At 65.6% G+C, this 25,374-nt stretch carries 18 protein-coding genes and 1 pseudogene; 5 read left to right on the plus strand and 14 right to left on the minus strand.

The genetic code is table 11. The features are described from left to right. The first annotated feature begins 170 nt into the window (after nt 1–170). A complete protein-coding gene (locus ASE49_RS16705) occupies nt 171–2,201 on the plus strand; it encodes a DUF3857 domain-containing protein (RefSeq protein ID WP_235523035.1) in 2,031 nt (676 codons plus the stop codon). 48 nt (nt 2,202–2,249) lie between these two features. Here ASE49_RS16705 and ASE49_RS16710 read toward each other — a convergent pair whose 3' ends face one another. The 8 genes from ASE49_RS16710 to ASE49_RS16745 all read right to left on the minus strand — a co-directional run bounded on the left by ASE49_RS16710 (nt 2,250) and on the right by ASE49_RS16745 (nt 9,537). Next, on the minus strand, nt 2,250–2,951 hold the full coding sequence (locus tag ASE49_RS16710; protein ID WP_056775168.1) for a YoaK family protein: 702 nt from the start codon (nt 2,949–2,951) through the stop codon (nt 2,250–2,252). A 16-nt stretch (nt 2,952–2,967) separates the two neighbouring features. Then, on the minus strand, nt 2,968–4,416 hold the full coding sequence (locus tag ASE49_RS16715) for an alginate export family protein (RefSeq protein WP_082456548.1): 1,449 nt from the start codon (nt 4,414–4,416) through the stop codon (nt 2,968–2,970). Then, on the minus strand, nt 4,409–4,852 hold the full coding sequence (locus ASE49_RS16720) for a DoxX family protein (RefSeq protein ID WP_056775171.1): 444 nt from the start codon (nt 4,850–4,852) through the stop codon (nt 4,409–4,411). Before ASE49_RS16720 ends, ASE49_RS16715 begins: the two co-directional genes overlap by 8 nt. A gap of 2 nt (nt 4,853–4,854) precedes the next feature. Continuing rightward, nucleotides 4,855–5,754, minus strand: coding sequence for a hypothetical protein (locus tag ASE49_RS16725; RefSeq protein ID WP_056775293.1), 900 nt, complete (start codon nt 5,752–5,754; stop codon nt 4,855–4,857). Nucleotides 5,755–5,781: 27 nt separating this feature from the next. Beyond that, entirely contained in the window at nt 5,782–7,629 is a 1,848-nt protein-coding gene (locus ASE49_RS16730; protein ID WP_056775174.1) for an amidohydrolase, read from the minus strand. 34 nt (nt 7,630–7,663) lie between these two features. Next, on the minus strand, nt 7,664–7,927 hold the full coding sequence (locus tag ASE49_RS16735; protein ID WP_056775177.1) for a DUF1427 family protein: 264 nt from the start codon (nt 7,925–7,927) through the stop codon (nt 7,664–7,666). 38 nt (nt 7,928–7,965) lie between these two features. Next, nucleotides 7,966–8,808 carry an alpha/beta fold hydrolase gene (locus ASE49_RS16740; protein ID WP_056775181.1) on the minus strand — a complete coding sequence of 281 codons (843 nt, stop codon included), beginning with the start codon at nt 8,806–8,808 and terminating at the stop codon, nt 7,966–7,968. 69 nt (nt 8,809–8,877) lie between these two features. After that, the gene (locus ASE49_RS16745; RefSeq protein ID WP_056775183.1) at nt 8,878–9,537 is read right to left on the minus strand and encodes a hydrolase; all 660 of its coding nucleotides are present in this window, start codon (nt 9,535–9,537) and stop codon (nt 8,878–8,880) included. Between the two features lie 270 nt (nt 9,538–9,807). Between ASE49_RS16745 and ASE49_RS16750 the strand changes: the two genes are divergently transcribed. From ASE49_RS16750 to ASE49_RS16765, 4 genes are all read left to right on the plus strand, one after another. Beyond that, nucleotides 9,808–10,329 (plus strand): RNA polymerase sigma factor, encoded by a 522-nt coding sequence (locus tag ASE49_RS16750; protein ID WP_056775294.1) that lies wholly within the window; start codon nt 9,808–9,810, stop codon nt 10,327–10,329. 45 nt (nt 10,330–10,374) lie between these two features. After that, entirely contained in the window at nt 10,375–11,301 is a 927-nt protein-coding gene (locus ASE49_RS16755; RefSeq protein ID WP_056775187.1) for a FecR family protein, read from the plus strand. A gap of 3 nt (nt 11,302–11,304) precedes the next feature. Then, nucleotides 11,305–13,728, plus strand: coding sequence for a TonB-dependent receptor (locus ASE49_RS16760; protein ID WP_056775189.1), 2,424 nt, complete (start codon nt 11,305–11,307; stop codon nt 13,726–13,728). A gap of 98 nt (nt 13,729–13,826) precedes the next feature. Then, a complete protein-coding gene (locus tag ASE49_RS16765; protein WP_056775192.1) occupies nt 13,827–17,051 on the plus strand; it encodes an autotransporter outer membrane beta-barrel domain-containing protein in 3,225 nt (1,074 codons plus the stop codon). Nucleotides 17,052–17,112: 61 nt separating this feature from the next. Here the strand turns inward: ASE49_RS16765 and ASE49_RS18805 are convergent, their stop codons facing one another. The 6 genes and pseudogenes from ASE49_RS18805 to ASE49_RS16790 form a co-directional block, all read right to left on the minus strand. After that, the gene (locus tag ASE49_RS18805) at nt 17,113–17,292 is read right to left on the minus strand and encodes a hypothetical protein (RefSeq protein ID WP_235523036.1); all 180 of its coding nucleotides are present in this window, start codon (nt 17,290–17,292) and stop codon (nt 17,113–17,115) included. Nucleotides 17,293–17,310: 18 nt separating this feature from the next. Then, nucleotides 17,311–17,921: pseudogene (locus ASE49_RS16770) on the minus strand (SDR family NAD(P)-dependent oxidoreductase). Nucleotides 17,922–18,018: 97 nt separating this feature from the next. After that, nucleotides 18,019–19,113, minus strand: coding sequence for an alkene reductase (locus ASE49_RS16775; protein ID WP_056775195.1), 1,095 nt, complete (start codon nt 19,111–19,113; stop codon nt 18,019–18,021). 55 nt (nt 19,114–19,168) lie between these two features. After that, on the minus strand, nt 19,169–19,957 hold the full coding sequence (locus tag ASE49_RS16780; RefSeq protein WP_156370369.1) for an SDR family NAD(P)-dependent oxidoreductase: 789 nt from the start codon (nt 19,955–19,957) through the stop codon (nt 19,169–19,171). A 537-nt stretch (nt 19,958–20,494) separates the two neighbouring features. Beyond that, nucleotides 20,495–22,531 carry an MGH1-like glycoside hydrolase domain-containing protein gene (locus ASE49_RS16785; RefSeq protein ID WP_056775198.1) on the minus strand — a complete coding sequence of 679 codons (2,037 nt, stop codon included), beginning with the start codon at nt 22,529–22,531 and terminating at the stop codon, nt 20,495–20,497. A 188-nt stretch (nt 22,532–22,719) separates the two neighbouring features. Then, nucleotides 22,720–25,323 carry a TonB-dependent receptor gene (locus tag ASE49_RS16790; protein WP_082456541.1) on the minus strand — a complete coding sequence of 868 codons (2,604 nt, stop codon included), beginning with the start codon at nt 25,321–25,323 and terminating at the stop codon, nt 22,720–22,722. Nucleotides 25,324–25,374: the final 51 nt, after the last annotated feature.

Here is a 25,374-nt window from a genome sequence, read left to right on the forward strand (position 1 = left end):
CCTGGCGAACCTTAGGGCGCTATCGAGCTGCCGTCCAACATGGTCTGAATGCGCTCCACCGACCGTCGGTGGATCTTAGGCTTTTCGCAAAAGCGGGGGGCAGCCACGACAGCAAACGCTTGCTAATCCCGCAGCTGCAGACATTATGGCGCGGGCTCAGGGGGAATGACGTGCGGCTTGCTGTTGGTGTGTGTTTGGCGACGCTGCTCGCCGCAGGGGTCGTTCATGCGGACAGTAATCAGGTGCTGCGCGGGCCGGCCCCGAAATGGGTGGTGCCATCGCAACCCTTGCCGGTTCCCGCTGATGCGGCGGGGGCGGTATTTTTCCGCCAGCAGGATGTCGAAGTGCATCTCGATGGAAAAGGCCAGCAGCAATACTCGGCGTTCCGGGTGAAGATACTCCATCCCAACGCCTTGCAGATCGGCAATCTGTCGCTGGCCTGGAACCCGGCCGCCGGTTCACCGCAAGTGCACGTTATCAAGATCTACCGCGACGGCGAAGTGATCGACGTTTTGCAGAAGGCCGCATTCGAAATCCTGCGGCGCGAAGACCAGTTGGAGGCCGCGCGGCTTGACGGCAATCTGACCGCCGTGCTGCGGGTGCCGGACCTGCGGGTGGGTGATGAGCTGGAATTCGCAGCCACGCTGCACACGAGCGATCCCACACTGGGCAAGGACGATGCCGGACTGCTGGTTCTGGGCGGTGCGCCCGCGCCGGGCCGCTATCACCTGCGGCTCAGTTGGGAGCAAGGCTACAAGCCGGCTGTCAAGATGACCGCGGATATGATGAAAGTGGCGCAGCAGGGCGCCGAGGCGGTGGATTACCGGTTCGATAATCCGCCCGCGCTGACGCCGGCCAAGGATGCCCCGCCGCGCTATCAATGGCAGCGGGTGGTGGAATACAGCAGCTTTGGCGATTGGCAGTCCATATCCCGGCGTTTCGCGCCGCTGTTCGTGCGCGCGGCCAGCCTGGGGGCCAGCTCGCCGCTTAAGCAGGAGGCCGCGCGCATCATGGCCGCCAATCCGCTAGCGCTCGAACGGGCCGCCGCCGCGCTCAAGCTGGTCCAGCAGGACGTGCGTTACATCTACGTCGGGCTTAACGGCGGCAATCTCACACCCGCCACGGCGCAGGATACGTGGCAGCGCCGCTACGGCGATTGCAAGGCAAAGACCGCGCTGCTGCTGGCCCTGCTGGGCGAGATGGGGATCGAGGGGCAGCCCGTGCTCGTCAACAACAGCGGCGGGGACGACGGAATGGACGAGCGGCTGCCCAGTCCGCGCATGTTCGATCACGTGCTGGTGCGGGCGGTGATTGATGGCAAACGCTATTGGCTGGATGGCACGCTGCCTCCGGTGGCGGGTCCGGTGGTCGAGCCGATCGTGCCGTATGAATGGGTGCTGCCGCTGACCGGGCAGGGCAGCGGACTGGAACATCTGGCCTGGAAGCCCGCCACGCGGCCCGACGGGTTGACCCTGTTCGAGTTCGATGCCCGGCAGGGCTTCGACAAGCCGGCCAGGATCACTAGCACCACGATCAAACGCGGGATCGAGGGCTTGCAAGAGGATGTGCAGTTGTCCGCCGTGACGCCGGCACAGATGCTCGCCGCCTTCCGCCAGAATGCGATCGGCGATACCTGGCAGACGATCGAGGATGTGAAGTGGCGGTATGACCAGAAGGCACAGGCCAGCGTGCTGATGATCGTTGGCACCGGCACGATCAACTGGGAAGACCAGGGCCGTGGATCGAAAGCGCTGGCATTGGCCGGCGGCGGCTTCAGCCCGCCGGAAAGGCGCCTGCGCGCGGCCGAGCAGGCCCAGGATCTGCCGTTCTACGACAAACCGAACTTCGACTGCCGCGTCACCACCGTGCGCTTGCCCACGACCACCAAACCGGGGCAGTGGTCGTTCAAGGACGATATCGACACGCGCATGTTCGGCCGTCACTATTACCGCGCCTTCGAATTGCGCGACGGGGCCTTGCGCATGGTCCGCGGCTCGCGCACCGAGCAGAAGGAAGTGGACGCCGCCGTCGCCCGGCATGACAATGACCGCATCGCCAGGTTCGATAACAGCATGGCCTGGATCACGTATGACCCGAGTGGCGAGAGCGCCCCGCCCAAAGCACCCATACCCGTGCCCGCGACGTACGATATCGACTGGACGGCGGACAACCTGCCGTGCCAACCCCAGATGGGAAAATAACGCCGGGCGTCCCTGCTTTGAACGGGGCGGGGTCGCGTTGCGTCTGCTTCAGGCGCCTGCAGGACGCTTAGCTGCAGGGTGGAGCGCGCAGGCTATCGTGCCGGTGAGAACGAGCGCGCCGGCAAGGATAAGCGCCGTCGACAGGCCCCAGCGCGAGACGAACACGGCGCCGATTGCAGCCCCTGCGAAAATTGCCACTACTGCCGCGATCCGGCGCCCTGCGTTGGGATTGTCACCGCCCGCCAGACCGGAATCCGCCGCCAGGCCGGTCAGCGTCAAGGTGAGCACGGTGGTCGTCAGGTCGGGTATCTTGAGCTGGCGGATCGTGGCGTTGCGAAAGCCCATGGTGACGGCGGTCAGCGCGATGATCGCATACAGCCGAACGTCTGGGGACTGGGTCGCGACATCGAAGCCGATCGCGACGAGCGCGGCGATCCAGAGCAGACCTGCCTCGACCAGCGCCGCGATCAACAGCCAGCGGCGCAGCGGCCGGGAGGCATGCGCCTTGCCGGTGCGGCCGGCGACCAGCGCGCCAAGGAGGAAAGCGGCGATCGCGACGATGTAGGACAGCGCGTGGAAGTTGGGCGTGCCGGCTGCGGCGAACCCCAGAAACACAACGTTGCCGGTCATGTTGGCGGTGAAAACCTTGCCCAGCCCAAGCACGCTGATCGCATCGACCAGACCGGTGGCGACGGAGAGGGTCAGCATCAGCGGTACCCGCGGATCGAACGATGAAGGCGTGGCGTTCATGGTTTGCAGTCCTTTGTCAAAACCGGAAATTGCTCTCGAACCCGAGCATCGTGATTGTCTTGGCGGGGCCGGTCTGGCGAATGAAGCCGCCGGGCGCGAAGACGGAGAAAGAGGTAGACAGTTCCAGCTCGGGCATCGTCTGCCAGGCGAGCGTGGCTTCGGCTTCCTTGCCGATGAAGCGCGCGGTGGCGGTGCCGGGCGCGCGGATCAGATTGCCGGGGATGTCATACACCCCGTCGCTGCGCGCATAGCGCCAGTAGGCCATCCCGGCGAGACTGGCCGAGACTTTCGGCGAAAGCGCCATCGCGACACGCGGATTGACGTTGATGATGTTGGTCGGCCCGACCGGCGACAGTTCGCCAAAATACTTGCCCTTGGGAAACAAGGCGTTGAACGTCCCCAGACGTCCGTCACCGGGCCGCGTATCGCCGCTGACGACATTGATGCGCAGAACCGCGTCCGGGGCCAGCGGCGCTTTGGGAAACGCACGGCCAATCTCGGTGCCGAGCGTCCAGGCCCCGATCCTTTGCCCCGCGAATCGGCCGAACTGCACGATACCCTCGACATTCCAGTGCCAGTTGGCGGCATGGCCGAAAACACGGGCACCGACGCTGCGGCGCACTTCGCGCCCCGTCAGCCCGCCGAACGTTGCGGCCGTATTACGGTAGTCCAGGTAATAAAGGTCAAGGCCGGAGCCGGCGCCGATCGCTGGCACAGTCATGTAGGCGCCGCGCAGCGATCTGGTGCGCGAGCGGGTATTGTCAAAGCTGCGGGTGCCTGACTGCACCGGATGCACCGCCAGCACGGTGATTGCCGCACCCCGCAGGGATAACAGGGCGCGTACCCCGTCGAAGGCGAGCGGCACGTTCGGCCCATAGCGCGTGCCGACGAGACGCTCGGACCCCAGCGACAGCATCTGCCGGCCAACGCGCAGGGTTGCGCCCGCGCTCGTCGTGCTGCCGGTGTCCGCTGCGCCGATGCGCACATCGACGAAACCCTGCAGCAGATCGACGCCAGTCTGGTCTACCGGACCGGCGGCAGGCGCGACGCCCACGGCATAGGCCACGATTGGCTGCACGAAGCCGCGCACGCCGATGGCGCCGGTGCCGATATGCAGATCCGCATACGGCATCGCGCGCAGCCACAGGTAGCTGTCATTCGGGGCCGGGGCACTGCCCCACAGATTGTGCCGGTAATTCTCGCTTCGGGCGCGAAGTTCGATGCCGGTGGTGAGGTAGGCATCGCTTTGGAGCGGGATGTATTTGAACGGGTCCGTCCAATGCGCGTCTCGCTGTGCCGGATCGGCCAGTTGCGTCCAGTGTTCATCGTAGCGGGTGATCGTCAGGGTGGGCGCCTGCCACGCTTCCGTCGCTGTGGCAGGCGCGGCCCCAGGTTCGGCCTGGGGCTCGGTCTGGGCCGCCGCCGGGACGGCGACACAGACCGCCAGAAGTGCAAGGCTACGCACGCCGCGTGGCCTTTCGACGCTGTTCACCCTCCGCCACCAATGCCGCAAGAACGAAGCCGCCGATAAGGCCGAGATGCTCAAAGAAGGCGTTGGTGGCCATGAACCGTTCCTGCCCCGCAGGCATGGTCCAGAAAGCGTTGGCGGTGATCGCGGCCAGCAGCGTAAAGATGCCCAGCATCCCGGCCCCCAGCCACACCAGTCGCCCGGACAGGATCAACAGCGGTCCGGTGATCTCGATCGCGATCGTCAGCGCCGCCCAGACCATCGGCGGATGCATCCCGAAATGCGCCTGCTCGGCAACCGCCGCTTGCCAGTCGCTCGCCTTGACGATGCCGCCCAGCAGGTAGGCGCCGCACAAGGCGAGGCGGGCGATAAAGCCTGTCCAGCGCCAATCCAGAATGGCGTCGACAAGGCGAGGGTCATTGCGCAAGTCCATGATCAGGGTTTCACAGGTGCGTGAATTTCGGCGATATAGCCGCCGGGAAAGCGGACCATCGCGGACTGGCGATCGCCTGCAGTATGCGCCGCCACCAGCGTTTCGACGCCTGCCGCCTTTGCCTTTTCAAGCGTCTGGGCAAGGTTGGCGACGGTATAGCCGGTCAGCTCGTGCCCGTAAGGCCACGGGACTTGCCCGTCCGACACGATCACATGCATGTCGCCATAGCCCGAGCGGAGCAGCACCCGGCGGTACGTCTTGCCCGGCTCACCGATGTCAGCGCCGTCCCTGGTGCGATCGTCCAGCACTTTGGCATGGGCATAGCCGCTCCAGCTTTTGAGAAAGGCGCTTGCGGCATCGCTGGTCAGGTAGACGCGGTTTTCGGGCACGGTCTGCAAGGCGGGATAGCTGGGCTTGCTGGTGTGCCAGTAGAACTGCATGTTCACGCCGCCCGGCCACTGCACCACGACATCGCGCCCGATCGGATCGGGAAAGGTGGTGATGAGCCGCACCGCGCCGTGCTTGCGGGCAGCGGCGACAGCCGCATCCATATCGCTGACGAGGTAGCCGGTGCGCTCGTGCCCAAAGGGATAGGGGATCGGCGTCAGAAAGCCGAAACCGGACACGGTGCCCGCCGGGGTCAGCGCAAGCTGCGATTTGGTCTTGCTCGGCGTCGGGGTAACCTGGAACTGGCCCTGCGGGCTAAGCTTGCCGCCGAAGGTGGCGACAAAGCTTTGCATAAACGCATCGTATTGCTGCTGCGGCACGTACACATGGGTCGTATCGTATTGTGGGCCGACCGAATAATCGGGCGTTGTCTGGGCGGCCTGCCCGGCCTGGGCGGTGGCGGGTGCAGCTGTCGCCATCGTGGTGGCGAGCAGCAGGGCGAACATTCTGGTCATGGTCATTCCTTTCGTGATGAGGATAAATCAGACGGCCCAGCAGCCGCAGCCGAATGCGCCCCAAAAGCTTTGCACATCGGCAACCGGCACATCGCGGCCCAGCGCTGCGGCATGGTCGTGGCCGTGAACCGCGCAGCCGCTGGCACAGCCGCAGGCATCGGCAAGCTTGGCCGAGGCTTCGGGCGTGCGGTGGTAGCCGCCGAATGTTGCGACCGGCGACCAGTCCGGCATCGGTTTGGGCAGCGCCGGCGCAAGCGGCGCATAATCGCCCTCGCCGAACACTACTTTGCCGCCAAGCACCGTCAGCACCGAGCGAAGGTGCGGAATGTCGCGTTCGGGCACGGTGAAATAGTCATCCGAAAGGACCGCCACGTCAGCAAGCTGGCCCGCTTTGATTTGCCCTTTCTTGCCGACCTCGCTGGAAAACCAGGTGTTTTCGTGCGTCCACATCGCCAGCGCCTTTTCGCGGCTTACGCGGTTTGCGCCCGGATACAGGCCAAGTCCGCCGACCGTCCGGCCCGTTACCAGCCAGTTGAGCGACACCCAGGGGTTGTAACTGGCGACGCGCGTGGCATCTGTGCCGGCACCCACATGGAGCCCGGCCGCCAGCATCTTGGCGATGGGCGGGGTGCGCTCGGCTGCCTTCGCGCCATAGCGTTCGACGAAGTATTCGCCCTGATAGGCCATGCGGTGCTGGATAGCGATCCCGCCCCCCAACGCGGCGATGCGGTCTATGTTGCGGTCGCTGATCGTCTCGGCATGATCGAAGAACCAGTTGATCCCGTCGAACGGAATGTCCCTGGCGACTTTCTCGTACACGTCGAGGGCGCGCCCGATCGTCTGGTCATACGTCGCGTGGAGGCGCCAGGGCCATTTATGCTCGGCCAGCAGGCGGATGACTGGCTCAAGATCGCCTTCCATGCTGGGCGGCATGTCCGGGCGTTCGACGCGGAAATCCTCGAAGTCTGCAGCGGAATAGACCAGCATCTCCCCCGCGCCGTTGTGGCGATAGGTGTCATCGCCCTGTCCGGGGCTGACCTGCTTTACCCACCCTTGAAAGTCGGCAAGCTCCTCCTTGGGTTTTTGCGTGAACAGGTTGTAGCTGATCCGCAAGGTCAGGTGGCCATCGGCGTGCAGCTTCTCGATGATGGTGTAATCGTCGGGATAGTTCTGGAACCCGCCGCCCGCGTCGATCACGCCGGTAACGCCCAGCGCGTTCATTTCGCGCATGAAGTGGCGCGTGGAATTAAGCTGATATTCCGGCGGCAGCTTGGGTCCTTTGGCGAGCGTGGAATACAAGATGGTGGCGTTGGGCTGCGCCAGCAGCAGCCCGGTGGGGTTGCCTGCTGCGTCGCGCACGATCTCGCCGCCGGGCGGGTTGGGGGTGTCCTTGGTGTAGCCCACCACGCGCAGGGCCGCCGCGTTCAACAGCGCGCGGTCGTACAGGTGGAGGATGAACACCGGCGTATCGGGCGCGACCGCGTTGAGTTCGGCGATCGTGGGCAAGCGTTTTTCCGCGAACTGGTGTTCGGTGAAGCCGCCGACGACGCGCACCCATTGCGGGGCGGGGGTGTTATCGACCTGGCGCTTGAGCATCGCCATCGCGTCAGCCAGGCTGGGCACACCGTCCCAGCGCAGCTCCATGTTATAGTTCAGCCCGCCCCGGATGATGTGCATGTGGCTGTCGATCAGGCCGGGAATGATGCGGCGGCCCTTGGCGTCGATGACTGTAGCGTGTGGCACGGCGGCGGCGCGCACGTCCTGCTCGCTGCCCACCGCCAGGAATGTGCCATCCCTGATGGCGATGGCCTGCGCCTGCGGGTTCTCGCGGTCGAGGGTGGTTACTTTCGCGTTAACGAGGATGAGGTCGGTCATAGCATGTTCCTTGTGGCGGCGGGCAGGGGGCAGGTCATGCGTCGCGCGGGCGCGCGGTGGCGGACGTGTCGCCCGGCAGGCGGCCGAGCACGGGCTCGGTGCAGGTGGTGGCGATCGCGGTCGCCACCGTCTCGCCGGCGATCACACTGCGCACGATCGGCACCACCTGCTCGCCAAGCAGTATCCCGAGCAGGCCGATCAGCGCGATCGCGGGCGGGGCGGGCGACTTGACGCCAAGCAGACTGTAGATCCCGCCGACCAGAAGGCCGGCGGCAAGCGCGATCAGATAGGGTTTCATCGCAAGGTGCTCCTCAAGCGTCAGGACAGGGGGACCGATCAGGCGCGAATGAACGCGAGCAGATCGGCGTTGAGGACCTCCGCGTTTACGGTAAGCATGCCGTGCGAGTAGCCCGTGTAGACCTTCTTGGTCGCGTTCGGCAGCAGCGCAGCCTGCAGTTCCACCGCGTTGGTGTATGGCACGATCTGGTCGTCATCGCCCTGCATCACCAGCGTGGGAACGGTGATGGCCTTCAGGTCATCGGTCTGATCGGTCTCCGAAAACGCCTTGATGCCTTCGTAGTGGGCCAGCGCGCTGCCGGTCATCCCCTGCCGCCACCAGTTGTCGATCACCGGCTCGATGACCGTCGCGCCGGGACGGTTGAAGCCGTAGAAGGGACCGGCAGCAAGATCACGGAAGAACTGCGCGCGATTGGCGGCCAGCGCGGCGCGCAAGCCATCGAACACCGACATCGGCAGACCGCCGGGATAGCGTTCGGTCTTGACCATGATCGGCGGCACCGCGCTCACCAGCACCGCCTTGGCGACCCGGCCTTGTGGCTGGCCGTACTGCGCGACATAACGGGCAACTTCGCCGCCACCGGTGGAATGGCCGATGTGCACCGCGTTCTTCAGGTCCAGATGCTCTGCGACCGCCGAAGCGTCCGCCGCATAGTGGTCCATGTCATGGCCCGTATCGACCTGCGCCGAACGTCCGTGGCCGCGCCGATCGTGCGCAACGACACGGTAGCCGTGGCCAAGGAAGAACAGCATCTGTGCGTCCCAGTCGTCCGAGGACAGCGGCCAGCCATGATGGAAAACGATCGGTTGGGCGTCCTTTGGACCCCAGTCCTTGAAAAAGATGTCGGTGCCGTCTGTGGTGGTGATGAAGCCGCTGGTCATGGTCGGTACTCCGTTAGGGTGAGTATGGATGGATAGATTGAATGCTGCTGCTGGTGCGGGAAAGGATGATCAGCCGTGACCACCTTCGGAAGCGCCGAACATGGTCTTGGCGTAGGTGACGCCCAGCCCGTATGCGCCGCCCAGCTTCCGGGCGATGCCGGTGGTGGAATCGTAGGTTTCGGTGCGGGCCCAGTCACGCTGAAGTTCAAGCAGATACTGCAGCGACGTCATCGGCTTGGCCCCAAGCTGGATCATCCGCTGCACCGCGCGCTCATGCGCTTCGGCGGAGATGTCACCGCAGGCGTCGGCGATGAAATAAGCATCGAAACCCTGGTCGATCGCGGAGGCGACCGGACCGACGATGCAAACGCTGGTCCACAGGCCGGCGAACACGATCCGCTCCTTGCCGATGCGATTGACCTGGTCGATAACCGCTGCATCCTCCCACGTGTTCATCGACGTGCGATCGAGCATGGGCTGATGGTCGAACGCCTCGACGATCTCGTCGAACATCGGGCCGGAGAAGCTCTTCTCCGCAACCGTGGTCAGTATGGTCGGTACGCCGAACGACTTGGCGGCATGGCTGACGAGCGCGGCATTGTTGCGCAGCTGGGTGGTGTCGATCGACTTCGTCGCGAACGCCATCTGCGACTGAAAGTCGATGAGGATGAGCATGTGATCGCTGGGCGAGATAAGCGTTTTGCCGGGGGTCGGGGTGGCAGTAGGCATGGGGTTTTCCTTCCGTGGGTAAAGCAGGTTTCGATTGGCTGGACCAAGAGTTAGGGCACAAAGCGACACAGGAATATCCGGATAAGATCGAGGTAGTTGTTCGATATTATCGAAAAGCTGAAGCCCTTGGCGTGGCGAGACTGGCCCACCATGCGGCCAGATGTCCGCGTTGGCGCACTGGCCTGGCTGTGGCTGTGGCTGACCCGGGTACTTCCCCGCCGTCGCGCTAAGGTATATCTGCGCTGGCGACACACGCGAACCCATCATCCAGTGACAGCACCACCCACCAGCGCCGGACTTGAAGCGGCTTTTCTCGAAAACCGGGAGACGCTGGTGCGTTTCCTGCGCGCGCGCGGCGCCGGGGATGCGGCGGAGGATCTGGTGCAGGAGGTGTGGCTGAAGATCAGGGCGCGCGCGCCCGGCCCCATCGCCGCGCCGCTGTCGTACCTGTTCCGCACCGCCGACCTGCTGATGATCGACCGCTTCCGCTCCGTGAAACAGGCCGGCGCGCGGGACCGGGACTGGACCCATGCCAACGCCGGAGACCCGCCCGGCGTGTCGGCCGAACCCTCGGCGGAGCGGCGCGTTGGCGCGGCGCAGGAGGCGGCAAGCGTGCTGGCGTTGCTGGACGGGCTGGGCCCGCGCACGGCGGCGATCTTTCGCCGCCACCGCATCGATGGTGCGCCGCAAAAGAGCGTTGCGGCAGAGCTGGGCCTGAGCCTCAGCACCGTGGAAAGCGAGTTGCGGGTGGCGTACCGCGCCCTTGCCGACTGGAAGGAGCGCGAGACATGAGGCTGCGCACGAACGACTCCGTCTTCGCCGCAGAAGGAGCGCGTAATGGCGACTGACGGTGCAATTCGGGAACAGGCCCTCGACTGGGCGGTGCGCGCAGGCGATCCCGCGTTCGCCGACTGGGAGGCGTTCATGCTCTGGCTGGAAGCCGACCCTGCCCACGCGCGAGCGTATGAGGACGTGACCGCCGCTGTGGCGCAGGCGGCCCATGTGATTGCCGTTGCAGGGCCCGCCAATGACGATGCGGCGCCGGAGCACCGGCCCGCCCGGCGCCGCTGGCTGGGCGGCGCCATCGCGGCGTCGCTGGCGTTGGTGGGCGCGTTGTCGCTGTTCCAGGGTCAGAGCCGTGCGCTGTACACCGTCCACACCGCGCCGGGGGAAACGCGCACGATCGCGCTCGATCCGGGCACGCGCGTCGATATCGCCGGCGGCACCAGCCTGGTGCTGGATCATCAGGACGCCCGGTTCGCCCGGCTCGATGAAGGCCAGGCGCTGTTCACCGTCCGCCACGATGCGTCCCACCCCTTCGAGGTTGCCGTGGGGGATCAGAAGCTTGTCGATGTCGGCACCGTGTTCGACGTGCGCCACGATGCCGGCGGCGCGCTCAGCGTGGCGGTGGCCGAAGGCGCGGTCCAGTTCGATCCCGGCGGCGCGGACGTGCGCGTCTCACCCGGCGAAGTGCTGCGGCGCGCGGCAGGGACCTCTGCCCTCACGGTCTCGAAAGTGGCCACCGCGCAAGTCGGCGAATGGCGCGAGGGACGGCTAACGTTCGAGACGGCCTCGCTGGCGGATGTCGCCGCCCAGCTGCGGCGCGTCACCGGGATCGCCTATGCCGCCGCGCCCGGTAGCGCCGGCGCCGTGTCCGGCTCGATCCTCGTCGCGCCACTGCGCAAGGATCCCACCGCCATCGGACCGCTACTGGGGCTGTCGGTGCACGCGCAGGGCCAGCGCTGGGTGATCGGGGCTCCCTGAGCGATGCACCGTGGCGTTCTGATTGCTGCGGCCGCAACGGCCCTGCCACTGGCCTTGCCAGCTCCCGCGCTTGCGGGTGAGAACGCGGTTGCGACGCGTGCGGGTCGGGCGGGCGAGGTGGCGATCGAATTGGCGCGCCAGACCGGATCGAGCATCATCGTGGCCGATGCGCAAGTGGCCAACCGCGCGGTGCCGGCGGTGCGCGGGCGCATGGCCCCGGCGGAGGCGGTGCGCCGCCTTGCCCGCGCGGCAGGGGGCCGCGCGATCGCGGTAGCGCCGGGCGCCTGGCGCATCGAGGCGGTGCCGCGTAGCATGGCTACCCCGCGACACGTGCCCGTGCGGACCACATCGGCTCCGCCGCCGCCACAGCCAGCCGCCGATCCGATCGTCGTCATCGCTTCCAAGCGTGACCTGCGGCTTGGGCAGGTGCCGGGGCAGGTCTCGATCCTGGATCGCGCCGCGCTGGAAGCAGGCGGCATCGGCGGGACCGAGAAGATCACCCAGCGCATCGCCACCGTCACCTCCACCCACTTGGGTTCGGGCCGCAACAAGCTGTTCATTCGCGGCATCGCCGACAGCAGCTTCACCGGGCCGACCCAGGCGACCGTGGGGCAGTATCTGGGCGACCTGCGGCTGACCTACAATGCGCCGGACCCTGACCTGCGCTTGTCCGACATGGCGCGCGTGGAAGTGCTGGAGGGGCCACAGGGCACGCTGTACGGTGCGGGATCATTGGGCGGTATCATCCGTCTGGTCCCCAACCCGCCGGTGCTGGGCGAAAGCAGCGGGGCGATCATGCTAGGCGCCGCGCTGACGCAGGGCGGCGCGCCGGGTGGGGACGCGGCGGCGACGATCAACCTGCCGGTGACGCAAAGCGTTGCCGTGCGCGCCAACATCGATGCGACCAGCCTTGGCGGCTACATCGACAAGCCGCTGCTGGGGCGAAACGACGTCAACCGCACCCGCATTCTGAGCGGGCGGGCCAGCGTGCGGGCGCGACTGGCGCCGGACTGGACGGTCGATCTCATCGCGCTGGGCCAGTCCACCTACGCGCGCGACAGTCAGTACGCCACGCGTGACGGCGAGCCGCCGCTCAGCAGCGACGCGCGGGTGCGCGAGGGATCCAACGCCGACTACGCGATGGGGCAGCTGGTGATTGCGGGCTCCATCGGCGCCATTCAGATACGCTCCACCACCGGCGCGGTGCGCCAGCATCTGGCGGAGCGCTACGACGCCAGCCTCGATGCTGACAGCCCGCGCCTGTTCCTGCAGGAGAACCGCACCCGCATGATCGCCCACGAAACGCGCGTATGGCAGCCTGAGCGTGGCGGTTTTGGATGGATCGTGGGCGTCAGCTATACGCACAATGCCACCGTGCTTTCGCGCCGTTTCGAAACCGGGCTGACCACCGCCGCCGCCACCGGCGTGCGCAATACCATCGACGAATTCACGCTCTATGCCGAAGGTAGTCTCCGCCTGCGCCCAGGCCTGACCGCGACGGTCGGCGGCAGGGTGACCCATTCGCAACTGGGCGGTGCCGGCGAGGACGTGGCCGCCGCCGTTGCCTTCGCGCGCGCTGCAGTGACCGCCGACCGAACCGCCACGACGTTCCTGCCGGCCATCGCGCTAAACGCCGAACTGCTGGACAGCACCGCGCTGTATATGCGGTATCAGGAGGGGTTCCGGCCTGGCGGCCTGGCGATCGAGAGCGATTTCGTGCGCCGTTTCAAGGGCGACCATACCAGCACCTGGGAGTTCGGCGTGCGGCACGGACGACCGGGCGCGGGCACGTTCGACGTCTCCGCCAGCGTGTCCTATACCCGCTGGCGCGACATTCAGGCCGATTTCATCGACAATTCCGGCTTGCCCAGCACCGCCAACATCGGCGATGGCCGGGTGTGGTCGGCGAGCCTGACCGGCGGCGTCCAGCTTGCCACCGGGCTGCGCATCGAGGCCGGCGCAACGTGGAACCAGAGCAGGGTGGACATGCCGCCCGGCGAACTGCTCGCGCTTGTCGCCCGCGCCTTTCCCGTAAGCCAGCTGGCCAGCACCGACCTGCTGGACGCCACCCTCGCCCGCTCGATGCAGGTGCCCAACATCGCCCGGTTTTCCGGCCGCGTCGGGCTTGGCTGGAACCATCAGTTTACGGACGCGGTGCACCTGACCGCCAATGCCTGGGCCGGTTATGTGGGCAAGTCGCGGCTCGGCATCGGGCCGCAGCTGGGCCAGTGGCAAGGGGATTATCTGGACAGCGGCGCGGACCTGCGCATCGGCACGGCACGCTACGGGGTGACGCTGTCGATGGACAACCTCACCAACGCGCGCGGCAACCGCTTCTCGCTGGGCACGCCGTTTGGCACCGCGCGCGAGCAGGTGACCCCGCTGCGCCCACGCACCGTGCGCCTGGGGCTCGACGCGCGGTTCTGACCTGCGGCCATTCTCAGCAGCAACGCCGCCGGACTTTTTTCAAGGCTGCCCCCGAAGGTCTCCGTCTGTGAGGTCATTACCGACCTGAGGGGATCACGATGCCGCGTTACCTGTCTGCCAAGACGCTTTCCAAGACCTTGCTGACCACTACCGCCCTGTTCGCCATCACTGCCGCCGCGCACGCCGAGGACGTGACCACCAAGCGGACCACCCCGCTGAAAACATCCACCATAAAGAACGGCGCGGCCGATGCGATCACCGTCACCAAGGACGGCGGCGTTACCCTGACTACCGGCATCGCGATCACGCAGGACAGCAACCACGCGGTCACCAATGCCGGCACCCTGACCGTCACCAACGCGGACGGCGCGGTGGGCATCAATGCCCTTGCCGGCATCAGCGGCGATATCGTCAACACCGGCACGATCGTCATCGACGAGCCTTACACCCCCACCGATACCGACAAGGACGGCGACCTTGACGGTCCTTTCGCGTTGGGGTCCAACCGCTTCGGCATCCGCACCCAGGGCGATCATATCGGCAAGCTGACCCAGAGCGGCACGATCACCGTGGAGGGCAACGATTCGACCGGGATCGCGCTTGGCGGCACCCTGACCGGCGCTTTCACGCACGATGGCACCACTACCGTGGTGGGGGACCGCACCGTGGGCGTTTCGGTCCAGCGGATCGACGGTAACGTGCGCCTTGCCGGCTCCGTCGGCGCGCAGGGCAGGGACGCCATCGGCGCGCGCTTTGCAGGCGACGTCAACGGCGCGATGGTCGTGCAGGGCACTATTGCGGCCACCGGCTACCGCTACGCCACTGCGCCCGCAGACCCGTCCAAGCTTGATGCCGACGATCTGCTGCAGGGCGGCTCCGCGCTGATCGTCGAGGGCAACGTGACGGGGGGCATCATCCTTGCGGTTGCGCCCAAGGCCGATGCCGCCAAGCCCGATTCCGACGCTGACGGCATCGAGGACGCCAAGGAAGGTAACGCCAAGGTCGTCTCCTACGGGTCTGCCGCCGCGACGCAGATCGGCGCTACCGACCATGCCATCGCCATCGGCCCGGTCAGCGGCACCGCCAGCAGGTTCGGCCTGATCGTTGACGGTTCGATCGAGGGGCAGGGCGTTTACAAGGGGGTCAACGCCAATGGCCTCGTCGTCGGCGGACGGGGCGGCGGCGTGACCATCGCCAACGGCATCGGCATTTCGGGCACCGTGAGCGCCACCGCGATAGACACCAGCGCCACGGCGCTGCGCATTGGCGCGGGCGCGACGACGCCCGTGCTGCAGAACACCGGAACCATCACCGCGGGCACCGGCACGGCATCGCCCGCCGGGGCGATCGCCACTGCCGTGCGGATCGATCAGGGCGGCAGCCTGCCCACGCTCAGGAACAGCGGCACGATCAAGGCTGTTGCGGGCGAGAAGGGCACGGCCATCGCCATCGTCGATGCCAGCGGAACGCTGGGTCTGGTCGAGAACGCCGGAACCATTTCGGCCACCGGCACCAAGGCCGGCGAAGGCCGCAACATCGCCATCGATCTTGCCAATGCGATCGGCGGGGCCACGATCCGGCAGACCGCCGTCGCCTCGGGCGTGGCCGCACCCGCGATCGTCGGCGACGTGAGGCTGGGCGCAGGCAACGACGTGCTCGACCTGGCCGACGGCACGGTGGCCGGCAACGTCAGCTTCGGCGGCGGCGCCAACACGCTCTCGCTATCCGGCGATGCGGCGCAGACCGGGGCGGTCAGCTTTGGTACGGGCAACGACGCGATGTCGCTTACCGGCACCAGCGTCTATTCCGGCGCGGTCGACTTTGGCGGCGGGGCGGACGCGCTGACCCTTGCGGGCACGGCGCGCTTCAGCGGCATGCTCGCCAATGCCGCCACCCTGGCGGTAAAGGTAACGGGCGGCACGCTCGACATCGCCCGGCCCGCCGCTATCGGCGCGCTGGATGTAGGCGCAGCCGGCGTGGTCGTCGTCACGCTGGACAAGGCGGCGGGGGCGGGCTCGGCCTACACCGTTGCGGGCAATGCCAGCTTTGCGCAAGGCGCCAAGCTGGCGATCCGCCTGGCCGACGTTTCCACTGCGGCGGGCAGCTACCAGGTGCTCACCGCCGGCACCCTGACCGGCCGCGATACGCTGGCCACCGCGACCGATCTGGTGCCCTACATGTTCAAGGCCGAGCTGGACAAGCAGGCCGCCGCCAACACGATCGTCGTCGACGTGTCGCGCCGCACGGTCAAAGAACTGGGCCTCAACCGCTCGGGCGCGGCGGCGTACGACGCGGTGTTCCAGGTGCTGGGCAAGGACAAGAAGATTGCCGACGTGTTTCTGGGCATCACCAACGGCGACCAGTTCCGTGGTGCGGTGGGCCAGCTTCTGCCAGACCACGCGGGCGGCGCCTTCGAAGGCATCAGCCTGGGCGCCCGTGCCCTGGCGCGCCAGATGCAGGATCCGCAAGGACCGATCGCCCGCAGCGGCCGCTTCACCACCACGCTCAACATGGCGGTGTGGGGCAGCGACCGCAAGACCGGCGAAAGCGCGGCCTACAAGCTCAACGGCTATGCCTGGTCGGCCACCGGCGAGTACGAGACCAAGGCGGGCCGCTTTGGCGGAACCTTCGCCTACCTGTGGAACAACCACAAGAACGGCGACATCACCAACGTCGATTCCAACGCCTTCGAAATCGCCGCGCACTGGCGCGCCAAGTTCGGCCCGCTCAGCGCCTTCGCGCGCGGATCGTTCGGCAAGGCGGACTTCAAGGGCGCGCGTACATTCGCGGGCGTCATCGGCACCGAAACGGTGACCCGCACTATGGACGCCAAGTGGAACGGCACTTTCACGACGGCGGCGGGCGGCTTGGGCTATGAAGGCGGCTCCCAGTTCTTCTTCTTCCGCCCCGGCGTGACGATGGACTACGTGCGCCTGAAGGAAGATGGCTACACCGAAACCGGAGGTCAGGCGCTGGACCTCACGGTCAACGCACGTACCAGCGACGAGCTGGCGGTGAACCCCAGCCTGACGGTGGGCGTGGATTTCCTGGGTATGCGTGCGCAGGACCAGAACTGGTTCCGCGTCGAGACCGAGGGTGGCTGGCGCGAGATCGTCAAGGGCGGCCTTGGTGCCACCACCGCGCACTTCACCGGCGGGCAGGACTTCACCGTGACCGGCGACGATGCCTCCAGCGGTTGGTTCGCGCGGTTGAGGGCCATCGGCGGCTCGTCAGGCTTTACGATGGGCGGTGAAGTCTCCGCCGAAGACCGGTTCCAGCGGGTGGACCTGGCCGTGCGGGGCTCGATTTCCATCGGTTGGTAGGGCGCACAGGCGGGATCATGCAAGGTGCGCCCGGTTCACGCGCCTTGCACGATCGGCGGTGCTAGGCGATATTGAACTGCTTGCGCAGCGTGCGGTCAAACAGCGCGCGTGGCAGAAAGCGTCGCGGAAAGGCAGTTTGCCGCGCTGCCTTGCCCGACGGGTAGCGCAACTGCGGCTTTCTGGTCTGTGCCGCGCCGACGATTGTCTTGGCGACGGCTTCTGCCGTATCGCCGGTCGCCATAGCCGTGTTGAACGCGGCCTAGTAGCGGGGGAATGTCTGGCTGTAGGCCGCGACGGGCAAGTCGCCGCGTGGTGAATTGGCTTCGATGGAAGTAGGCTCGATCACCGCGACGCGGATACCGAACGGCCGCACCTCATGGTCCAGCGATTCCGAATACCCCTCGATAGCGTGCTTGCTTGCCGTGTAATGGGCACCGAACGGACCGGGTATCAGCCCCACGACCGAGCCGATATTCAGGATCCGCCCGCCGCCCTGTTGGCGCATGAGGGGAAGGATTGCGTTCGTCACCCGAACCACGCCCAGAAAGTTGGTGTCGAACAGAGCGCTAACCTGCTCGATCGAGCTTTCCTCCGCCGCGCCAGAGATGGCATAACCGGCATTGTTTACCAGCAGTTCGATGCGACCGAGTTCGGCGTGCGCGGTGGCCACTGCGCGACAACGGAGGCGTCCGATGTCACGTCGCACGCGATCATCCGAATGCCGTCGCGCACCTCGCCCGAGTCCACTTTGCGGCTGGTGCCGACCACCCGATAGCCAGCCCGGGCAAGGGCCAGTGCCGCCGCCTTGCCGATGCCGCTTGAAGCGCCGGTCACGAATGCAGTTTTCGGTGCGTGCAGTGCAGTCGGCATGGCTTTTTCTCGATCTGGAGCGCGGCTTTGGGCATGTCAGGGCGGATGGTGATCGGCATCACAGGGGGCCGCAACAGGATGCAGCCCCCTTGAAGGCTTAGCTGTCGGACGTCTCGGTGGAACGGGGATAATCCGTGTAACCCGCAGCACCGCCGCCGTAGAGCGTGGCCGGATCGATCTCTGCTAGCGGTGCGCCGTTTTGCAGCCGCTCCACAAGATCCGGATTGGCGATAAACGGGCGTCCGAAGGCGATCAGGTCGGCCTCCCCATTAGCCAGATGCGAAGTCGCCAGGTCGAGATCGAAGCCATTGTTGGCTATGTAGGTCTTCGAGAAGCGGCGGCGGAGCGATCCGTAGTCGAACGGCGCTACGTCCCGCGGCCCACCGGTCGCACCCTCCACAACGTGGAGATAGGCAATGCCTAGAGCATCGAGATGATCGACGATATAGTCGTACTGCGCCTGGGGGTCGCTGCAGGAAATGCCATTGGCGGGTGAGACCGGCGAAATGCGTACGCCGGTGCGCTCGGCTCCGATTTCCCGCGCCACCGCAGCGGTGACTTCCAGCATCAGGCGCGCACGGTTTTCCATCGAGCCGCCATAGGCGTCGGTGCGGACATTGGCGCCGTCCTTGGCGAACTGCTCAAGGAGATAGCCGTTGGCGCCGTGCACCTCGACCCCGTCGAAACCGGCCTCGATCGCGTTGGCGGCAGCCTGACGAAAGTCGTCGACGATGCCGGGCAGTTCATCGATCCCCAATGCGTGGGGCTCGGACACATCGACGAAGGCGTTGTTGACAAAGGTCTGGCTCTCGGCGCGGATGGCCGAAGGCGCGACCGGTTGTCCGCCGCCGGGCTGGAGGTCGACATGGCTGATGCGGCCGACATGCCACAGCTGCAGGACGATGCGGCCGCCTTTTTCGTGGACGGCGGCGGTCACCTTGCGCCAGCCTTCTATCTGCTCGCGGGTATAGATGCCGGGCGTGTCCTGATAGCCCTGACCCTGCTGCGATATCTGGGTTGCCTCGGAAACGATCAGTCCGGCGGAAGCACGCTGAGCGTAATACTCGGCGGTCAGTTCACCGGGCACGAAGCCGGCACCGGCGCGGTTACGCGTCAGCGGCGCCATGACGATGCGGTTTGAAAGCGGGATGGCACCGAGTGTGTAGGGATCGAAAAGCGTAGTGTTGGTCATGATGCACCTGTCTGGTGACCGCTGTTGCGGCATGGGTTTGGTTATTGCGTGCTGCTCAGGCGGGCGTGCGATAACGCTCGGTTGGCTGTGCATTGACGATGTTGCCCAGCATGGCCATGCGCGCGCCATCGAACGCATCCCACTGGCCGGCATCGTGCAGCGGCGGGATGGTTACCGGTTCGCGACGGTCGAAGCCGATCAGGGCGGCGTCCACCAGGTCGCCTACTTCCATGACATTGCTCATGGCGGCGATGTCGGCGCCGACATGATCCCAGATCTCGGTGCGGGTCGTGGCCGGAAGCACCGCCTGGACATAGACGCCCTTCGGTCCGAGTTCCTGCGCGAGCCCCTGCGACAGGAACAGGACGAACGCCTTGGTGGCACCATACACCGTCAGGCCGAATTCCGGCGCAGTGCCGACCACTGAGCCGATGTTGACGATCGCCCCTTCGCCAATCTCCGCAAGCCGCGGAGCGATAGCTTTGGCAAGCCGCAAAAGTGCCGTTGCGTTAAGCGTCACCAGCTTGGTCATGTCTGCGACGCTCTGATCGACGAAGGTTCCGCCGATCGCTGTTCCGGCGTTGTTGACCAGGATACCAATGCGCGCATCGTTACGCAGCCTGCCCTCGACCTTGGCAAGATCGGCAGCTTCGGTGAGATCGGCCGGAAGAATATCGATCACCACGCCGGTTTCTTCGCGCAGGCGCACCGCAAGCGCCTCCATCCGCGCCGCATCGCGCGCGACCAGCACGAGGTCATGGCCACGCCGCGCGAAGCGGTCGGCATACGTAGCGCCAATGCCTGTGGAGGCACCGGTGATCAGAACTGCAGGAATTTGGCTCATCGTGTCGCTCTTTCCATCGCCGAATTCATGATAGCTATCATATTTATATATGATACGCATCATTTAAATGTCAACGGCAGTCGTGGAAAAATTTGAAAACGAAAGTAAGCTGCGCGCAGACGCGGAGACCTGCGCGATCTTTGTTGGACAGAGGATTTTGGAGGGATTCATGGCGCAAGGTGTGCAACGTGAGATGAGGTCCAACGATGCTCCAAGGCCACAATCAGGGGTCCCGCGTCGATCAGCCGCGGCGCGAAAACGTCACTATAGTCGCGCCCAGGTGTAGACGGCCTTGGCGGGCCGCGACTGGGATAGTGAGATATGTCCTTCGCGATTCACATCGGGACGTCATCGAATATCGATGTTCTGCAATCCGCAGCCACGCGGTACCAATCACAATTCTTAACATAAGGAATATTATCGCATATATAATGATGCGATAATTGAATGCTGGTTCAAAATATGGACCCGTCACCCTTCCGCCCGACCTCCACTGGCAGGCTGTCCTTAGCCTCATAGCCAACATCCCAGGCAGGTTCAGCGCGCGAAGGCTTTGAATTCGGCGAGGCGGATGGCGCGGTTCGCGGTGGGCGCCATGGTCACGCGGATACGGTCGGCCTGCACGGCGGGCCACCCCAGCTCGGTGATTCCGTTGGCGAGTGGCGCGGTATTTGCCGCCACCTTGCGCCACCGGCCACCCTGGAACACCTCAACGAAAACAGTGCGCGGCGCCTCGAACGTCCTGTCATCCGCGAAAAAGGCAAGTTCGGCGCGGGCCAGCGTGACCGTTTTGCCGAAGTCTACCGTATACCACTGCGGCTTCGAGGACACGGCGGAATCCCACCCGTTCGGCAGCTCCGGGTAGAACCACATGCGGCCATCGATGCCGTCGTGCAGTTTCTCGGCGTCGATGCCCGAGGATGCGTCGGGCCGGGGATAGCCGCCGCGCACCAGCTGGACCGCGACGTTCTCCTCGCGCACAATCGGCACATTGGCCTTGCGCGCCAACGACACGGCGACGCGGCCTAGCTGCGCCTTCCGCGCGACTTCGCGGCCGTCCACCGCGATGGTGAGACCCCTGCCCGCGCCGTAGTGCGAGCCATCCGCGTCCCAGGTCACCGAGACTTGGTGGCCATGATACGGCACCCGCTCGGCGCGGAACCAGGCCAGCGCCTGCAGATCGCCGGCGGCCGGGAGCAGCGGATTGACCTCCAGCACGTCGTCGGCGCGCGGGCGGATACCAACCAGGCCGGTCAGGATCAGGTCGACGTAGCCGGAGTGGAAGTAATGATGACTGCGCGCGAGACCGACGATGGGCTTGCCGGTCTCGGGGTCGTAGTCCTCCTCAAGGTCGAGCTTGCCCCCCTGGAAGTGCAGCTGGGTGTAAAGGCGCAGTTCGCGCATCCAGTCGCTGCGGGTGACGGACCCGCGCGCGTCGTAATGGTCGAGCAGGTTGGCCATGCCGATCAGGATCTGCGTGGTCTGGTAGGGCCAGATCGGGCCGTTCCACTGGCACTCGCGCGCGGTGCTCAGGTAGCGGTACTGGCGCATGTAGTATTCGTAATTCTTTTCGACCGTGCGCATCCCGGCCTTGCCGGCGAGCGAAGCAGGGTTGAGCAGGTGTGCCCACGCCTGCGCATACTTCGCCTCGTCGGGCACGAGGTCGAACATCCACGGCAGATATCCGACCAGTTCGCGGTTGCGGATCGGTTGCCAGTACCGGACGTACGCGTTGGTCAGCTGGTGGCGGTCAGTGAAGTGGCCCAGGTCAGGGTTCCACAAGTCCGCCAGCACACGCGTGCGCAGCGCGTCGGCGCGGGCGGCGTATTCCTCCGCCGTGACCGTATCGCCGGCCATCTCGGCGATACGCGAAAGCGCGCGGGCGTTGGCGAACATGTAGCTGTTCACCGATGGGCGGAAGGCGTCGCCGCCCCGGAAGCCGTCCTTGCCGCCCGAAGCGTCGATTGACGAGACGGTGTACTCGGTTGCGTCCAGCAGCGGTTCGACGAAGTACAGGCCCTTGTCAAAGTCGAACTTCTCGTCCCACAGGCGATAGATGTGGCGCATGGTCTTGCGATGGGCGAGGACGGCCTCGCGATCACCATCGACCAGGTAGCGCCCCCAGACCGAGTCCGCCATGTAGTCAGTGAAGTGACGGTCGTTGCCGCCCTCGTACATGAAATTGATGTAGTCGTCGGTGAAACGGCGGTCGTTCAGCCAGCGTCCCTCGGCGATGTGGAAGCCGCTCGCGTCGTTGAGACTGGCGTAGGGATGGCGCTGCCAGTCCACGTCGTCGGCGAACTCGGTGGTGATGTATCCTTGCGCCCCAAGATCGCGCTGGTGTGCCCGGAACAGGCCCCAGCGGTAATAGTAGACGGCGTCGATCTGCGGGTCGGCGGATTCGAAGAAGGGAATGCGCGCCTCGTACCACGGCGCATCGTTGCCGAAGCGAGCCTTGGCGATGGCGGGGATGTCGAGGGCCGGCGCATGCACCGATGGCGCCGGAGCCGGCGGCGACGCGGCCGTTGCAAGCAGCGCCACGGCGGCAAGGATCATCCGGTGCTTCGGGCGCATCGTCACCCCTTCAGGACGAAGCCGCACCCGGGCGGACCGGGGACGACGATAATCGGTTCAGGCGGCCGGCCCCAGGGCGTTGGGCCTCAAGGTGTTGGGAGAGAACGCGCACCCGGAAAGACCCGGCCGCCTGTCCAGGGCCACAGCGGAATGGCAATACCGCTGTGGCCCTGCCGTTTTGGGCACGATCAGAACTTGAAGCGCGCGCCGACTTCGAAAGTGCGGTCGTACGTGCGCGTATCACGCGGGGTGCTGGAATAGTCTCCGTTGGCGTTCAGGCCCTTGAACCGGTCCTGGTAGGTACGATCGGTGATGTTGGTGGCATCGAAGGTGACCGTGATCGCCGGCGTCACGTCGTAACTGGCGGAGAAATCGAGCTGGCCGGTGGGATCAGCAACGATGGAACTCGCCTGGACGCCGCCCGAGTTGTAGCTGTCGACGAAGCTGGAACGCCAGTTGTACGCCAGGCGCGCCGAAATGCCGTACTTCTCGTAGATGGCCACGACGTTGTACGAATACTTGGACACGTTGACGAGGCGCTGCTTGCCGCCGTTGATCGGATCGTCGTTTTCGCCTTCGATGTAAGTGCCGTTGACTTGTGCGCCCAGCCCGCTGAGCGCGCCCGGCAGGAAGTCGAAGAACTGCTGGTAGGCCAGCTCGACACCCTTGAGCGTGCCCTTCACGCCGCGCGGACGGTTCACCAGCCAGGTCTGACCCTGATACTGCTCGGGCGCCGAGTACGTCTGGATGTAGCCGTCGAACTTGCGATAGAATGCTGCGGCGGTGAGCGAGGTGTTGCGGCTGATGTAGTATTCCAGCGTGGCATCGTACGCATCCGATTTGATCGGCCCCAAGTTGGGGTTGCCGCCGCTGCCGGTGCCGGCATAGCCCTGGTTGCCGGTCGAGCCGCTGGGCACATACGTGACGAGCGGGTTGAGATCGGCGAAGTTCGGGCGCGTAATCGTCTTGCCCGCTGCCAGACGCAGCTTCAGCTTGTCGGAGAGGCCGAAGCGGATGTTGATGCTGGGCAGGACGTTGACGTAGTTCTGCTTGCTCTCCACGCCGTTGCCGGACAGGTTCTGCACGGTGTTGACCACGCGCGCGCCCACCACGCCGTCCACCGGTATCGCGCCGATGTCGAAGCGGTAGGCCGCCTGGCCATAGAAGGCGTAGGTCTTCTCGACATCGGCGAAGGCGAGGTTGGGCTCGTAGGGACGATCGCCGGCCGCCTGGCCGAACCATCCGCGCACGGTGTCGCTGTTGTTCAGCAGGTAATCGCCGCTGGCGTCGAGGAACGAGCCGATCCCTGCCCTGCCGCCGACGAGGCCGTTGGGCGACAAGTCCCAGAAGTCCGTGGGCAGGGTGCTGACGAGAACCGGGTTGGTCGCCGCGAGCGGGATCGACGCGGTTGCCTGCGAGTCCACATGGCGGTTGGTGTACCGCACGCCGACCTTGAGCGCCGACAGGAAGCCGTCATCGAAGCGGTGCTCGACGTCCGCGCGCCAGGCCCACTGCTTGCTGAGCGCGACGCTGTGGTTGTCGAACAGCGTGCGCAGCGTGAAGTTGGCCGGATTGGTGAGGTCTACCCCCTGGATATCAACGTTGGGGGTGCCGCCCACGTCAAACTGGTACACCGCCGTGGGGGCGTTGAACGAGGTATCGACGATCATGTTGCGGTTGGCGAGCTTGCTGCGGTTGTACGTCAGCTCGCTCGTCAGGGTCGTGTGGTCGTCGGCGTCGTACTTCAGGCCACCGTTGATCTGGTAGGTGGTGGTCTTGTCCTTGTAAGCCTGGTTGCTGGTGATGGTGTACGCATCGCGCACGGTCACGCCACTGGCGAGGCTTGGGTAGTCAGCGTCGGGCGTAACCGAAGTGACGTTGCCGGCCTTGGGCAGGCCGACGAAGAAGTCGGTATCGTAGCGGTTTTTGTACTGCGTATAGATCCCGTCGACATAGATTTCGAGGTTCGAGGCCGGGCGCCACTGGAACGAGCCGTTATAGGCCATGCGCCTGCGATCGCCCTGCGTGTACAGGCCGCCCACGGTGTCGGGCACGCCGATCTGGGCGCCGGTGGCAGGGCTGGCGATCGGGTTCGACACGAAGTCGAACGCGGTGTTGTCCTCGAAGCGGCGACGGTTGTACGACGCCGCCAGCATCAGGCCGATCTCGCCGATCGGGGTTTCCCAGCGGTTGCTCACGAGGCCGCTGCCCAGGTAGCTCCACTTGTCGGCCTGGTCGGAGTAAACGGCGCGGCCGCCGCCGGCGACCTCGAAGCCCGTGAAGTCGAACGGACGGCGCAAGCGCACGTCGATGATCCCGGCAACGCCGCCTTCGACAAGATCGGGGGTGCTGGTCTTGTAGACGTCGACGCCGGCTAGCAATTCGGCCGGAATGTCTGCCAGGGCAACGCCGCGAGCGGTGCCGGTGAAGGCTTCACGACCGTTGATGAGCGTGGCGGTGTTGGGCAGGCCGCGGATCAGCACGGTGCCCGCTTCACCTGCGGCACGCGTGACCTGGACGCCGGTCACGCGCTGAAGCGCGTCGGCCACGGTGTTGTCAGGCAGCTTGCCGATGTCCTGGGCGACGATCGAATCGACGATCTGGACCGAGTTCTCCTTAATCCGCTGCGCGCTCGCCAGCGATGCGCGAACGCCCGTGACGATGATATCTTCAGGGGATGCCTCATCCGCAGCCGGCGCCTCGGAGGCGCCGGTGTCCTGAGCATGGGCCATCGTTGCCAGACCGAGGGCGAAAACGGATGCGGTGCAGAATGCTAATGGCTTGAGTGCCATGATATCAACCCTCCCAGACGGGGCTGGTCGATACCATGCCCCTCGAATTAC

Source organism: Novosphingobium sp. Leaf2 (assembly GCF_001421325.1).
Lineage (GTDB): Bacteria > Pseudomonadota > Alphaproteobacteria > Sphingomonadales > Sphingomonadaceae > Novosphingobium.

What these genes read in the sequence shown, in the direction of transcription:
- ASE49_RS16745 (WP_056775183.1), bottom strand. Translation starts at nt 9,537, where the DNA reads ATGCCTACTGCCACCCCGACCCCCGGCAAAACGCTTATCTCGCCCAGC.
- ASE49_RS16785 (WP_056775198.1), bottom strand. Translation starts at nt 22,531, where the DNA reads ATGCGCCCGAAGCACCGGATGATCCTTGCCGCCGTGGCGCTGCTTGCA.
- ASE49_RS18805 (WP_235523036.1), bottom strand. Translation starts at nt 17,292, where the DNA reads ATGGCGACCGGCGATACGGCAGAAGCCGTCGCCAAGACAATCGTCGGC.
- ASE49_RS16765 (WP_056775192.1), top strand. Translation starts at nt 13,827, where the DNA reads ATGCCGCGTTACCTGTCTGCCAAGACGCTTTCCAAGACCTTGCTGACC.
- ASE49_RS16740 (WP_056775181.1), bottom strand. Translation starts at nt 8,808, where the DNA reads ATGACCAGCGGCTTCATCACCACCACAGACGGCACCGACATCTTTTTC.
- ASE49_RS16755 (WP_056775187.1), top strand. Translation starts at nt 10,375, where the DNA reads ATGGCGACTGACGGTGCAATTCGGGAACAGGCCCTCGACTGGGCGGTG.
- ASE49_RS16710 (WP_056775168.1), bottom strand. Translation starts at nt 2,951, where the DNA reads ATGAACGCCACGCCTTCATCGTTCGATCCGCGGGTACCGCTGATGCTG.
- ASE49_RS16720 (WP_056775171.1), bottom strand. Translation starts at nt 4,852, where the DNA reads ATGGACTTGCGCAATGACCCTCGCCTTGTCGACGCCATTCTGGATTGG.
- ASE49_RS16725 (WP_056775293.1), bottom strand. Translation starts at nt 5,754, where the DNA reads ATGACCAGAATGTTCGCCCTGCTGCTCGCCACCACGATGGCGACAGCT.
- ASE49_RS16760 (WP_056775189.1), top strand. Translation starts at nt 11,305, where the DNA reads ATGCACCGTGGCGTTCTGATTGCTGCGGCCGCAACGGCCCTGCCACTG.
- ASE49_RS16775 (WP_056775195.1), bottom strand. Translation starts at nt 19,113, where the DNA reads ATGACCAACACTACGCTTTTCGATCCCTACACACTCGGTGCCATCCCG.
- ASE49_RS16790 (WP_082456541.1), bottom strand. Translation starts at nt 25,323, where the DNA reads ATGGCACTCAAGCCATTAGCATTCTGCACCGCATCCGTTTTCGCCCTC.
- ASE49_RS16730 (WP_056775174.1), bottom strand. Translation starts at nt 7,629, where the DNA reads ATGACCGACCTCATCCTCGTTAACGCGAAAGTAACCACCCTCGACCGC.
- ASE49_RS16735 (WP_056775177.1), bottom strand. Translation starts at nt 7,927, where the DNA reads ATGAAACCCTATCTGATCGCGCTTGCCGCCGGCCTTCTGGTCGGCGGG.
- ASE49_RS16780 (WP_156370369.1), bottom strand. Translation starts at nt 19,957, where the DNA reads ATGAGCCAAATTCCTGCAGTTCTGATCACCGGTGCCTCCACAGGCATT.